Below are 12397 nucleotides of genomic sequence, written 5' to 3' on the forward strand. Positions count from 1 at the left end.
CCCCGGGACCACCCCCGCCGACCGGCGCCGGGCCGGCGTGACCGTCACCCGGCCCGCCCGCCTCAGCTCTCCGCCAGCAGCTCGTCCGCGTCGATGATCCGGTACGCGTACCCCTGCTCCGCCAGGAACCGCTGGCGGTGCGCCGCGAAGTCCTGGTCGATGGTGTCGCGGGCGACCACCGAGTAGAAGTGCGCCTGATGTCCGTCGGCCTTGGGACGCAGCACCCGCCCCAGCCGCTGCGCCTCCTCCTGCCGCGACCCGAACGTGCCCGACACCTGGATCGCGACCGTCGCCTCCGGCAGGTCGATGGAGAAGTTCGCCACCTTCGACACCACCAGGACGTTGATCTCGCCCTCCCGGAACGCGTCGAACAGCTTCTCCCGCTGCGCGTTCGACGTCTCGCCCTTGATGACCGGTGCGCCCAGGTGCTCGCCCAGCTCGTCCAACTGGTCGATGTACTGCCCGATGACGAGGATCTGCTGACCCTCGAACCGCCGCACGATCGCCTCCGTCACCTTGCGCTTGGTGTCGGTCGTCGCACAGAACCGGTACTTCTCCTCCGCCTCCGCCGTCGCGTACGCGAGCCGCTCGGAGTCGGTGAGGTTCACCCGCACCTCGACACAGTCGGCGGGCGCGATATAGCCCTGCGCCTCGATCTCCTTCCACGGCGCGTCGAACCGCTTCGGTCCGATCAGCGAGAACACGTCCGACTCCCGGCCGTCCTCCCGCACCAGCGTCGCCGTCAGCCCCAGCCGTCGCCGCGCCTGGAGGTCGGCGGTGAACTTGAACACCGGCGCGGGCAGCAGATGCACCTCGTCGTAGACGATCAGCCCCCAGTCACGGGAGTCGAACAGCTCCAGGTGCGGGTAGACACCCTTCCGCTTCGTCGTCAGCACCTGGTACGTGGCGATCGTGACCGGACGGATCTCCTTGCGCGTACCGCTGTACTCGCCGATCTCGTCCTCGGTCAGCGACGTCCGCTTCACCAGCTCGTGCTTCCACTGCCGCGCCGACACCGTGTTCGTGACGAGGATCAGCGTCGTCGACTTGGCCTGCGCCATCGCGCCCGCGCCGACCAGCGTCTTGCCCGCGCCGCACGGCAGCACGACGACACCGCTGCCGCCGTGCCAGAAGTTCTCCACGGCCTGCTTCTGGTACGGCCGCAACGCCCAGCCGTCCTCCGCCAGCTCGATCGGGTGCGCCTCACCGTCGACGTACCCGGCGAGGTCCTCGGCGGGCCAGCCCAGCTTCAGCAGCGTCTGCTTGATCTGCCCGCGCTCCGACGGGTGCACCGCCACCGTGTCCGGGTCGATACGGGCGCCCACCAGCGGCTTGATCCGCTTGGAGCGCAGCACCTCCTCCAGCACCGGCCGGTCCGTGCAGGTCAGCACCAGCCCGTGCGCCGGGTGCTTCACCAGGGACAGCCGGCCGTACCGGTCCATCGTCTCCGCGATGTCGACGAGCAGCGCGTGCGGCACCGGGTAGCGGCTGTACTGCACCAGCGCGTCCACGACCTGCTCGGCGTCGTGCCCGGCGGCCCGCGCGTTCCACAGGCCGAGCGGCGTCACCCGGTAGGTGTGGATGTGCTCCGGCGCCCGCTCCAGCTCGGCGAACGGCGCGATCGCGCGCCGGCACGCGTCGGCCTGCTCGTGGTCGACCTCCAGGAGCAGCGTCTTGTCGGACTGGACGATGAGAGGACCGTTCACGTACGTGCTTCCTTCCGCGCGGGCCAAACGTCCAGTGTGCCCCAACCCTCCGAGGAACGGGGCGGGGCCGGTCGTCCCGTCGGGCCGAGATCCCCGTCACGGCACGGAGCGGACCGTCACGTCCTCGCGCCCGTCACGTCACGCGAAGGCGGTCACGTCCGCCCGCCCGTCACGTCCTCGCGCCCGTCACATCGTCACGGCACACAAAGGCTGCCACGGCCTCGCGCCCGTCACTCCTCCGCCGGCTCCGCCACCCCCGTGATCCGGTGCAGGGGGAAGGTGCGCACCTCGTCCGCGGTGTGGTCGTACGCCGTCACGAAACCGCCCTCGACCCGCACCGGTGCGATGACCCGCTGGCTGGCGGCACCCTCCGCGTTGACGAAGCCGATCCACACCGTGTCCCCGGTCAGCACGGCCGCCTGAAGCGTGGCGAGGGTGTCCGCGGCCGAGGTGCGCGGCAGCTCGCCCGGCGCGAGGACGGCGCCCGCGCCGTCGGCCGGCTTGCGCGGGGCGGTGGAGGCCAGGTCACCGGCGCGGATCGCGCGGATCGCCGCCGCCAGCAGCGCCTCGTCCGGCACGGGCGGGCCCTCCGGCACCGGCTCCGGCGGGGTGCGCGGCGGGGTGCGGTGGGCGTCGGCGCGGGCGATCAGCACATCACCGTCGGCGGACTCGGCGGCCGGCGCGAACCCCATCGCCCGCAGCCCCTCCAGCAGCGTCGCCGGGTCGCTCTGCGCGGCCAGCACCGTCGGCGCGAGGCGGCGCAGCCGCAGCCCGGCGGCCCGTTTGTCGGCGAGGATCTCGTTCAGCAGCGCGTCGTCGTCGCAGCGCACATACGCGGAGGCCGCGCCGACCCGCAGATGGCCGTGGCGCCGGGCCACGTCGTCGATGAGGTACGCCAGCGGCTGCGGCACCGGCGTGCGGGAGTGCGCGGCGAGGAACGCGTGCAGGTCGGCGGCGGTCCGCCCCGCGTCCAGGGCGCGCCGTACGGAGGCGGGCGTGAAGCGGTACACGGTCGCGCCGCCCTTGGACTCGACGTCGGCGAGGACACCGAGCATGTCGGCGAGGGGACGCTCCAGCGGGCCGGGCGCGACGGCCGTCAGGTCGGCCTGGAGCAGCACATGGTCCAGGGGCTCCGGCAGCAGCGGCGCCAGCAGCCGTGCGGCGGCGGCCGACGCGGCGGCCTGCTCGGCGGGGGTGATCGGGGCGCCCTGGGCGGGCCCGCGGTGGTGGTGATGGACGGGCAGCTTGTCGCCGGGCCCCGACGGCTCCGGAGCCGCACCGGCCGGCCCGCCGCGACGCGGCTCCGGCAGCCCCAGCAGCGCCCGCCCGTGCGCGGCGAGCGCGCCCCGCCCGGTCACCCCGAGCAGCTCCGCCTCCTGTAGCGTCCAGCGGGCCAGCCTGACCCGCAGATCCTCCTCGCGGCGCTGCGGTCGCTCCCACCGCAGCCGCGCCAGCACCGACTCCGGGTCCGCCGCCGCGCCCTCCGGCAGCGCCGCGAGCAGCGTCAGCACCCGGTGCCGCACCTCGGGCGCCGCCGACCGGTCCAGGCCGGGGCCCAGCGCCGACAGGGGACGCTCCTTCGCGTCCCGGCCGCCGACCAGCCCTGCCGTGCGGGTCGCCGCCAGCCACGCCTCCGCCAGCCGCACCCACCGCTCCTGCGCGGGCAGCTCCAGCCACTCGTCGTAGGCGGGCGTGGCCGCGTACCGCTCGTCGGCCTCACCGTCGGACGCCACCAGCCCGGCCGCGTACGCCAGTTCCACCCAGAACGCGGCGACCGGCTCCGGCACGTCCAGCGCGACCGCGGTCCGCTTCAGGTCGCGCACGCTCAGCCCGCCCGCCCGCAGCACGGCCGGACCGCCCTCGTGCCAGTCCTTCAGCAGCTCCTCCACCGTGCCGAGCGCGGTCAGCGCCTGCCCGGCCGCGGTGGCGTCCACCACCTGCGGCGGGTGCACCTTCACCGTCTGCACGGCGGGCGGCAGCGGCTCCGGCTGACGGTGCGCGCGGCCCTGCCGCAGATGCAGCGCGACCTCACGGGGCAGCACGACCGTGCCGGGCGCGGTCGGCAGCAGCAGCCCGCGGTCCAGCAGCCAGCGCAGATGCGCCGCCGGGTCGGCGGTGACCTGCCCGTACGGCGGCCCCCACATCAGCCGCGCCAGCACCTGCCGGGACTCCTCCGGCGCGCCCGCGAGCAGCCTCCCCATCCGCTTGCGGTCGGTGAACAGCGCCGTCAGCGCGGCGACCGCGGACACCGGGTCGTGCGTGGACGGCAGCCCGGCCGTCGCCACGATCTCCTGCACACGCCCCGGCGACATGCCCGACGCCGCCTCCCGCACGGTCGGGCCCAGCCCCGTCGGCAAGGGGTGCTGCGGGGCCGGCGCGAGCAGTTCCCGCGCGGTGCGCACCAGCCGCATCCGGTCGTCACCGCCCCACACCAGGGCCAGCTCCCGCAGCACCGCCAGCGCGTGCGGCAGCGCGTCGGCGACCGCCGGATCACCGTCGTCACCGGCCATCAGCCCGAGCAGCTCCCCGTACGTCGCCGGGTCCTCGGCGACCGCCAGCGCCTGCGCGGTCTGCTGCGTGAACAGGTCCAGCCGCTCCAGCGCCCGCACCACGCTCGCCCGCGTACCGGCGCGGGTCGCGAGCTGTGTGAGGTCGGTGGGGACGGGCGTGATGAGGTCGGGCCGGCCGCGCAGGAGGGCGGCCAGGGAGGCGTCGTCACGCGCGCGGAGCGCTTCCGCGAGCGAACGGGGGGCCGGCGTGTCCTCGGGGCTCATCCGACCCACGGTAGCGGGTGGGTGCGACAGCGCGGCCGTGCCCGGCGGAGGGACCGCGCGATAGCTTGTCCTTCCGTGGGGATCGAGAGCGACAAGGTCGTCTACGAGTACCTGAGCCGGGTCGGCGACGTGGCGCAGCAGCGGCAGCTGCCGTCGTCCACCCGGATGCGGCTCGTGTCGCAGCTGAGGGACGAGATCGACCGGCGCCGGGCGCGTGCCGTCGTCGACAGCCCGGCCGCGGTGCGCCGCATCCTGGACCGCCTCGGCAGCCCCGACGACGTCGTCACAGCGGCCGCCGGCACCACCACGGCGGCCCCGCAGCCGCCGGCCGCGGCGGTGCCGGTGCAGCGGGACGAGACGAAGGCGCGGGAGGCGCGGGACGAGCAGCCCGAGGCCCGGGAGGAAGGCAGGGCGTCCCTCCTCAAGCGGCGCCGCGTACCGCGCCCCAGGCCCGCCGAGGAGACCGCCGGCACCCCGACGCCCGACGGGCCCGCCCCACCGCACCTGGCGAGCGCACAGGAACTGGGCGGCAGCGCCGTACGCCCCGACTGGTGGGGCACCCCGACCGGCCCGCTCGTGGACACCGGCACGGACGAGGCCCCCGGTTTCGTGGGCGGCGTGGAGATCCCCGACCTGCTGAAACCGCCACGCCCGGACGAGGAACCGCAGGACAAGCCCGGCAAGGCGGAAGAGGGAGACCCGGACCGGAACCCGGACCCGGCCGAGGCCGCACAGCCCCCGACGGCGCCGAAGCCCCGCCTGCCGCGCCTGCCGTCCCTGCCCCGCTGGAGCAACCCGCTGCTGCTGCTCGCCGCGGCCTGCCTGGTCGCCGGGGCGGTGGTCGGCAACCTGCTCGCGCTGGCGGCGGGCTGGCTCATCGCCTGGGCGTCACGCCGGCTGACCGACACGGAGACCAAGTGGGCGGTCGTCATCCTGCCGGGCCTCTCCCTGACGGCCGGCATGGTGTGGCTGTGGGGCCGCACGGAGGGCCGCTGGGGCACCCCGATCGCCGAGGGCCAGATGAACGCCGCGATCGCCGACACCTGGCCCTGGGTGGTCCGCGGCGCGGCGGTGGCCTCGGCCCTGTTCCTGGTGTGGCGCTCGCAGCGCAGACGCTGAGGAACGTACCCGCTCCGGCACACCCGTCCGGGTGATCAGCGGCCGATCGCCGCACACGGTTCCCGCCCGCGCCGGGAAGGTCGCGCCGAGCGAAGGAGGCCGATCATGGCGAGGGCGGAGCCGATCATCCTGCCGGGGTGCCAGGGCGACGCCTTCCAGGCCCTGCCCCCTGCGACGACCCGGACGAGTGGCACGACCCGTCCCCGTTCTCCTCGTCGCCGAGGTGACCTCCGACGGCACGGCCGGACGCGACCGCGAGAAGAGGACCCGCGGATGCGCCCGCGCCGGCATCCCCGTGTACGTGCTGATCGACCGGCAGGCAGGCGAGGTGACCGGTCGGAACCCTCCGGTGACGCCTGTGCCCGGGGGTCCACGTACGAACCGGGGCAGAGCGTGCCCCTGCCCGCGCCCCTCGGGTTCGAGGCGGACACCGGGGAGTTGCGACGGGGACCCCGTGGCCGCGCGGACGGGCCGAGGGCGCTGGTCGGGGGCACGGCAGAATGGCCGTCATGACGTCTCGCGCACCGGTGGTCGGATTCGACCTCGACATGACCCTGATCGACTCCCGCCCCGGCATCCGCGCCGTCTACCAGCAGTTGTCGGAGCGGACCGGGACGTACATCGACGCCGACCTGGCCGTCACCCGGCTCGGGCCGCCGCTCACCGAGGAGATGGCGAACTGGTTCCCCGCCGACCAGGTCGAGGCCATGGCGGACACGTTCCGCGCGATCTACCCGGAGATCGCCGTCCCGGCGTCGCTGCCCATGCCGGGCGCCCGCGAGGCGCTCGCCGCGGTGAAGGCGGCCGGCGGACGGACCCTGGTGGTGACCGCCAAGCACGAGCCCAACGCCAAGCTGCACACAGAGCATCTCGGCCTGGACGCCGACACGGTCGTCGGTGATCTGTGGGCCGAGCGCAAGGCGGAGGCGCTGCGCGAGCACGGCGCGACGATCTACGTCGGCGACCACACCGGCGACGTACGCGGCGCCCGCAGGGCGGGCACGCTGGCGGTGGCCGTGGCGAGCGGGCCGTGCACCGCCGAGGAACTGCGCGCGGAGGGTGCCGACGTGGTGCTCACGTCGCTGACCGAATTCCCGGGGTGGCTTTCGGCCTACCTGGACGCCTGAGCCGCCGCCCGAGCCTGCCGCCGCCCCGCCACCACGGAACGCGTCAGGCCCGCCCCGGCGAGCACGAATCCGACGGCCATGAGCATGCTCAACCCGAACATGTACGTCGGAAAAGGCTCCGTGCCGAGCAGCAGAGGAGCCACCGTGACCAGAGTGGCGACCGCGCCGATGAAGAAGACGATCGCACCGGCACGGATCAGCCGATCACCGGGAGCGGCGGAATTCATTCGAGTTTTGTCACGCACTCGACCAGGGTAGTTCCCTGCGCGAAGGAACAACCGGGCGACGTCTTGTCACCCGCCCGGAGACCATTAGCCTTGGTACCGGCGGGTCATGGTCGACCCGCCAGGGTTGTTATTGAGCAATTTTCCGACGAGTACGAGGACGAGGACAGACGTGCCCACCGGCAAGGTCAAGTGGTTCAACAGCGAGAAGGGCTTCGGCTTTCTCTCCCGCGACGACGGCGGTGACGTCTTCGTCCATTCCTCCGTCCTCCCCGCCGGAGTCGAGACCCTGAAGCCGGGACAGCGCGTGGAGTTCGGCGTGGTCGCCGGACAGCGCGGCGATCAGGCCCTGTCGGTGATCCTGCTGGAGCCGACCCCGTCCGTGGCCGCCGCCCAGCGCAAGAAGCCGGACGAGCTGGCCTCCATCGTGCAGGACCTGACGACCCTGCTGGAGAACGTCACGCAGACCCTGGAGCGGGGCCGCTACCCCGACAAGGCCGCCGGCAAGAAGGTCGCCGGGCTGCTGCGCGCGGTCGCCGACCAGCTCGACGTCTGAGCCGTACGACGCGACCGCCGAGGCACGGCCCGCCGGCACGGCCTCAGGGAAAGTCCAGCGCGTCCGGGCCGAGGGGCGGCACCAGCCCCTCGGCCGCCGCACGGTCCAGCAGCCCGCGCACGGCCGCGTACCCGTCGGCGCCGAGACCGGCGGTGAACTCGTTCACGTACAGCCCGATGTGCTGGTCGGCCACCGCGGGGTCCATCTCCTGCGCGTGCTCCATCACATACGGCCGGGAGACCTCCGGGTCCTCCCACGCCATCCGCACAGACGTACGGATCGAGTCGGCGAGCAGCGTCAGCGTGTCCGCGCCCAGCGACCGCCGCGCGATGATCGCGCCCAGCGGGATCGGCAGCCCCGTCGTCCGCTCCCAGTGCTCGCCCATGTCGGCCAGCTTGTGCAGACCGTAGTTCTGATACGTGAACCGGGCCTCGTGGATCACCAGCCCCGCGTCCACCTTGCCGTCCCGCACCGCCGGCATGATCTCGTGGAACGGCATGACGACGATCTCACCGACCCCGCCCGGCACGGTGTCCGCCGCCCACAGCCGGAACAGCAGATACGCCGTCGACGTCTCGCTCGGCACCGCGACCGTGCGGCCCGTCAGATCGGCGCCCGCCTCCCGCGTCAGCACCAGCGGCCCGCAGCCCCGCCCCAGCGCGCCCCCGCACGGCAGCAGCGCGTACTCCCCGAGGACGTACGGCAGCACCGCGTACGACACCTTCAGCACATCGTGCTCGCCGCGCTCCGCCATGCCGTTCGTGACGTCGATGTCGGCGAACGTCACCTCCAGCGCGGGCGCGCCCGGCACCCGGCCGTGCGCGAGGGCGTCGAAGACGAACGTGTCGTTCGGGCAGGGGGAGTAGGCGATCCGCAGGGACCGCACGGGCTCACCGGTCGTCATGACTGTTCCAACTCTCCAGTACGGGTGCCAGGTTCCCGAAGCCCTCGGTGAGCGCCTGCAACGCCTCACCGATGCGCCAGGCGGCACGGTCACGCGGCCCGACCGCGTTCGACACCGCGCGGATCTCCAGCACGGGCAGCCCGTGCAGCGCCGCCGCCTCCGCCACCCCGAAGCCCTCCATGGCCTCGGCGAGCGCCCGCGGATGCCGCGCCCGCAATTCGGCCGCCCGCTCGGCCGTGCCCGTCACCGTCGACACCGTCAGCACGGCCCCGGCACGGGCCCCGGTAGCGTCCGCCACCCGCCGCACCAGCGCCTCGGGCGGACGGTGGGTGACCGTGCCGAAACCCAGCTCGGTGACGGGCAGGAAACCCTCCGCCGTCTCCGCGCCCAGATCGGCGGAGGTGATCTCGTCGGCGACGACGAGCGAGCCGAGCGGCGCGTGCGGCGCGAACCCGCCCGCGATCCCGGCACTGACGACCAGCCCGTAGGGCACACCGTCCCGCTCCGCCGCCGTCAGCGCGGCAGCCGTCGCCGCCGCGGCACGCGCCGGACCCACCCCGGCGGCCAGCAGCCCCGGCACGGCACCGCCGTACCCCGCGGGAAAAGCCCGTGCCACCGCGTCCCGCTCGGCGGGGACGGCGGTGGCGACGAGAACCCGCATCGGACAGGCCCCGGTCAGTACGCCTTCTTCAGCTTGAACGTCCACACACCCTTGGGAGACTCCTCGCCCTCCTGCACGGAGATCGTGTTCGTCTCACCACCGGTCTGGTACTGCTCGTTGAAGAAGACACTGCCCGGGATCGAGCGGTAGGTGTTCTTGCTGAAGTCGGCGAACTGGCGGCCGTTGACCAGGATCGTCCAGCCGTTCTCGGCGATCTCCGGGTCGACACCGATCCGGATCGCCTGGTCCTGGCCCAGATCGATCGACTTCACATCGGTCTTCTCGGTGGCGCACTTCGTCAGCGACTTCGTGTCGAGCGCCTTGCCGTCGTTGTAGCAGGCCGCCTCGGAGCTGACCGAGCCACGGCCGATGGAGATCGTGGCAACCGGCGTCGGCTTGTCGCAGGCCGACAGGACGAGCAGTCCGGCGGAAACGGCGCCGGCGGCGGCGACAGCGCGGCGGCGTCGCACGACGGAATGCAGCATGGTCATGGCCGAAGGCTATCTGGCACCCGCGCCCCACCGACCACGCGGGGGCCGACGTGCCCGGTTCGTTACGCCAGCCGAGCACGCACACCACCCCCACAGGGGCGCGGAAACGCCGCGACCGACCCCCACCGACAGGGGCGCGGGGAACTGCGCGCACACCCCCACCGGCAGGCACCGCCCCCTACGCCACCCGCGCCCGCGCCGACCCCCCATGACGTGCCGACGCCACCAGCCCCCGCACCGTCGTCAGCCAGCCCGCCGCCACGATCGCCGCGCCCACGGACAGCCCCAGCGTGCCGTTCAAGGGCATCACGATGCCGATCGCACCGCCGAACACCCACGCCATCTGCAGCAACGTCTCCGAACGGGCGAACGCCGACGTCCGCACCAGCTCCGGCACGTCCCGCTGGATCAACGCGTCCAGCGACAGCTTCGCCAACGCCTGCGCGAACCCCGCCACCGCCGCCAGACACGCCACCAGCACCGCGCCGAAGAACACCGCCGCCACGATCGCGGCGGTCATCACCCCCGCCACCACCGTCACGATGATGATCTCCGGGGCGCGCGACCGCAGCCACGCCCCCACCGACGTACCCAGCGCGTTCCCCGCGCCCGCCGCGACCGCCACCATGCCCAGCGACACCGCCGCGCTCTGCCCCGTGATCGGATGCTCCCGCAGCAGAAACGCCAGGAAGAAGATCAGAAAACCGGTCAGACAGCGGATCGACGCGTTCGCGGCGAGCGCGTGCGTCACCGCCGGGCCCACCGTCCGCAGCCCCGGCCGCTTCACCGGCTGCCGGTGCGGCCCGTGCAGATGCCGCTCGTCCGCCGCCAGCAGCGCCGTGTCCTCGCCCTTCGCCGAGTCCACCTTGTGCGGCAACCGGAACGACAGGAACATCCCCGCGATGAAGATCACAAAAGCGCCGTACAGCGGCCAGCGCGCGCCGATCGCCTGCAACCCGCCCGCGATCGGCGCCGCCACCCCTGTGGCCAGCAGACCGCCCAGCGTCACCCGCGAATTCGCCTTCACCAAGCTGATCCTCGGCGGCAGCAACCGGGGCACCACCGCACTGCGCACCACCCCGTACGCCTTCGACGCCACCAGCACACCCAGCGCCGCCGGATACAGCTCCAGACCCCCGCTGACCACCGCCCCCGACAGCACCAGCGCCAACAGTGCCCGCGCCAGCATCGAGCCCGCCATCGCCGCCCGACGGCCGTGCGGCAACCGGTCGAGCATCGGGCCGATCACCGGGGCCAGCACCGTGAACGGCGCCATCGTGATCGCCAGATACAGCGCGACCCGCCCGCGCGCCTCGTCCGTCGGCACCGAGAAGAACACCGTCGACGCCAACGCCACCGTGATCATGACATCGCCGGCGCCGTTCACCCCGTGCAGCTCGATCAACTGACCGAGCCCCGACTCACCCGCGCCGTGCGCATGCGTCGCCTTGCGGATACCGCGCGCCGCACCCGTCACCGGAAAGTGCAGGGCACGCCCGACCGAGCGGACGGACCCCAGGAACCGGCCCGAACCGCCGCCTCGGCTGCTCCCCCTGCTCGCCTTGCTTCCTCCGACCCCACCGATCCCGGTGGCACCTTGGGGGGACTTCGCGGCTGCCACGTCGTCATAGTGCCCCGAGAAAGCCCGACGTAGTGCCGTTACTGCACGTTTGCGGCCAAGCGGGTCCGTCCGGCAGGCGGGACACGACCGGCGGGAAGCGCCCGACGAAGACGTCGGTGTAGGCCCAGCGGCAGCGAACAGGTAGCGTGCGTATCTCGGCCATCCCGCAGAATGGATGGTGAGGTGCGCCCGAGCGCGAGCGTGCGCAGACGTCGAAGCGGTCCAGGTGTCCGCTCCGTCTTCCGCCCCGCCGCCGGAGGCACCCGCACCGGAAGACGGCGTACTGGAGAGAAGCGATACCTGTGAGCGCAGCGAGCACGCGAAGCCGCACCCCCGACCGCCTGTGCGCCGAGGCCGTCGACCTCGCCCGCGCCGCAGCCGAGGAAGCCGCCGCGCCCGGCGTCGTCGGCGAGCACAGCGGGATGGTCTCCGAGGGCGACCGCGTGGTCACGCACTTCTTCGAGTGCAAGGAACTCGGCTACCGCGGCTGGCGCTGGGCCGTCACCGTCGCCCGCGCCTCCCGCGCCAAGGTCGTCACCCTCGACGAGGTCGTCCTGCTGCCCGGCCCCGACGCCGTCCTCGCCCCCGAATGGGTGCCGTGGAGCGAACGTCTCCGCCCCGGCGACCTCGGCCCCGGCGACCTGCTGCCCACCGACGCCGAGGACCTGCGGCTGGAGCCCGGCTACACCGGCGCGGAGGAACCCCCGCCCAACTCGGCCGTGGCCGCCGTCTCCGCCGACATGGCCGAACTCGCCGAGGCCGAGGACGCCGACGTCACCGAGGGCACCCCCGCCCACCTCGCCTCCGCGCCCACCCGCGGCTCCATCGCCGCCGTCGCCGAGGAACTCGGCATGCGGCGCGCCCGAGTCCTCTCCCGATACGGTCTCCACGTCGCCGCCGACCGCTGGGAAGAGGCCTTCGGCGCGAAGACCCCGATGGCGCAGGCCGCGCCCGCCGCCTGCGTCAGCTGCGGCTTCCTCGTGCCGATCGGGGGCTCCCTCGGGCAGGCCTTCGGGGTGTGCGCCAACGAGTTCTCCCCGGCCGACGGACGCGTCGTCTCCCTCGCGTACGGCTGCGGCGGGCACTCCGAGGCCGCGGTCATGCCGAAGCCGCCGCAGCCGGCGCCGCCGGTCATCGACGAGACGCGGGTCGATCCCTTCCCGCTCCGCCCCGCCCCCGACTCGGGCTCGGTGCCCCCGGCCCCGGACGAGGCA

The 12397-nt window shown here is 73.6% G+C and carries 11 protein-coding genes and 1 pseudogene; 5 read left to right on the forward strand and 7 right to left on the reverse strand.

All coding sequences use genetic code 11. From position 1 onward, the window contains the following. Positions 1-62 precede the first annotated feature (62 nt). Together MTQ10_RS20490 and MTQ10_RS20495 are read right to left on the reverse strand one after the other, a co-directional pair. Entirely contained in the window at positions 63-1706 is a 1644-nt protein-coding gene (locus MTQ10_RS20490; protein WP_247470246.1) for a DNA repair helicase XPB, read from the reverse strand. 230 nt (positions 1707-1936) lie between these two features. Then, positions 1937-4480 carry a helicase-associated domain-containing protein gene (locus MTQ10_RS20495; RefSeq protein WP_247470248.1) on the reverse strand — a complete coding sequence of 848 codons (2544 nt, stop codon included), beginning with the start codon at positions 4478-4480 and terminating at the stop codon, positions 1937-1939. Between the two features lie 75 nt (positions 4481-4555). On the opposite strand from MTQ10_RS20495, the gene MTQ10_RS20500 reads away from it, so the two are divergent. From MTQ10_RS20500 to MTQ10_RS20510, 3 genes and pseudogenes are all read left to right on the forward strand, one after another. Next, positions 4556-5599, forward strand: a complete 1044-nt coding sequence (locus MTQ10_RS20500; protein WP_247470251.1) for a hypothetical protein — start codon at positions 4556-4558, stop codon at positions 5597-5599. 223 nt (positions 5600-5822) lie between these two features. Beyond that, positions 5823-5876 (forward strand): annotated as a pseudogene (locus MTQ10_RS31510) (hypothetical protein); the annotation flags it as partial. Between the two features lie 232 nt (positions 5877-6108). Beyond that, the gene (locus MTQ10_RS20510) at positions 6109-6726 is read left to right on the forward strand and encodes an HAD family hydrolase (protein ID WP_374117652.1); all 618 of its coding nucleotides are present in this window, start codon (positions 6109-6111) and stop codon (positions 6724-6726) included. Here MTQ10_RS20510 and MTQ10_RS20515 read toward each other — a convergent pair. Further along, complete coding sequence (locus MTQ10_RS20515; protein ID WP_247470255.1) at positions 6711-6971, reverse strand: hypothetical protein; 261 nt, start codon at positions 6969-6971, stop codon at positions 6711-6713. The two genes, MTQ10_RS20510 and MTQ10_RS20515, sit on opposite strands and share 16 nt — an antisense overlap. Positions 6972-7122: 151 nt before the next feature. On the opposite strand from MTQ10_RS20515, the gene MTQ10_RS31320 reads away from it, so the two are divergent. Further along, positions 7123-7506, forward strand: a complete 384-nt coding sequence (locus MTQ10_RS31320; RefSeq protein ID WP_308404585.1) for a cold-shock protein — start codon at positions 7123-7125, stop codon at positions 7504-7506. Between the two features lie 43 nt (positions 7507-7549). Here the strand turns inward: MTQ10_RS31320 and MTQ10_RS20525 are convergent, their stop codons facing one another. The 4 genes from MTQ10_RS20525 to MTQ10_RS20540 form a co-directional block, all read right to left on the reverse strand. Further along, positions 7550-8410, reverse strand: coding sequence for a 1,4-dihydroxy-6-naphthoate synthase (locus MTQ10_RS20525; protein ID WP_247470256.1), 861 nt, complete (start codon positions 8408-8410; stop codon positions 7550-7552). Continuing rightward, on the reverse strand, positions 8397-9071 hold the full coding sequence (locus MTQ10_RS20530) for a futalosine hydrolase (RefSeq protein WP_247470259.1): 675 nt from the start codon (positions 9069-9071) through the stop codon (positions 8397-8399). The genes MTQ10_RS20525 and MTQ10_RS20530 overlap by 14 nt, the downstream gene beginning before the upstream one ends. A gap of 14 nt (positions 9072-9085) precedes the next feature. Further along, positions 9086-9562: a DUF2771 domain-containing protein gene (locus MTQ10_RS20535; RefSeq protein ID WP_247470261.1), complete on the reverse strand. Its 477-nt coding sequence runs from the start codon at positions 9560-9562 to the stop codon at positions 9086-9088. Between the two features lie 178 nt (positions 9563-9740). Then, complete coding sequence (locus MTQ10_RS20540; protein ID WP_247470263.1) at positions 9741-11183, reverse strand: MFS transporter; 1443 nt, start codon at positions 11181-11183, stop codon at positions 9741-9743. A gap of 302 nt (positions 11184-11485) precedes the next feature. On the opposite strand from MTQ10_RS20540, the gene MTQ10_RS20545 reads away from it, so the two are divergent. After that, on the forward strand, positions 11486-12397 hold a 912-nt coding region (locus MTQ10_RS20545; protein ID WP_247470265.1), incomplete at its 3' end, for a DUF3027 domain-containing protein.

Source organism: Streptomyces sp. XM83C (genome assembly GCF_023072675.1).
In the GTDB taxonomy this organism is placed as follows: domain Bacteria; phylum Actinomycetota; class Actinomycetes; order Streptomycetales; family Streptomycetaceae; genus Streptomyces; species Streptomyces thermocoprophilus.

What these genes read in the sequence shown, in the direction of transcription:
- MTQ10_RS20495 (WP_247470248.1), bottom strand. Translation starts at nt 4,480, where the DNA reads ATGAGCCCCGAGGACACGCCGGCCCCCCGTTCGCTCGCGGAAGCGCTC.
- MTQ10_RS20530 (WP_247470259.1), bottom strand. Translation starts at nt 9,071, where the DNA reads ATGCGGGTTCTCGTCGCCACCGCCGTCCCCGCCGAGCGGGACGCGGTG.
- MTQ10_RS20525 (WP_247470256.1), bottom strand. Translation starts at nt 8,410, where the DNA reads ATGACGACCGGTGAGCCCGTGCGGTCCCTGCGGATCGCCTACTCCCCC.
- MTQ10_RS20510 (WP_374117652.1), top strand. Translation starts at nt 6,109, where the DNA reads ATGACGTCTCGCGCACCGGTGGTCGGATTCGACCTCGACATGACCCTG.
- MTQ10_RS20535 (WP_247470261.1), bottom strand. Translation starts at nt 9,562, where the DNA reads ATGACCATGCTGCATTCCGTCGTGCGACGCCGCCGCGCTGTCGCCGCC.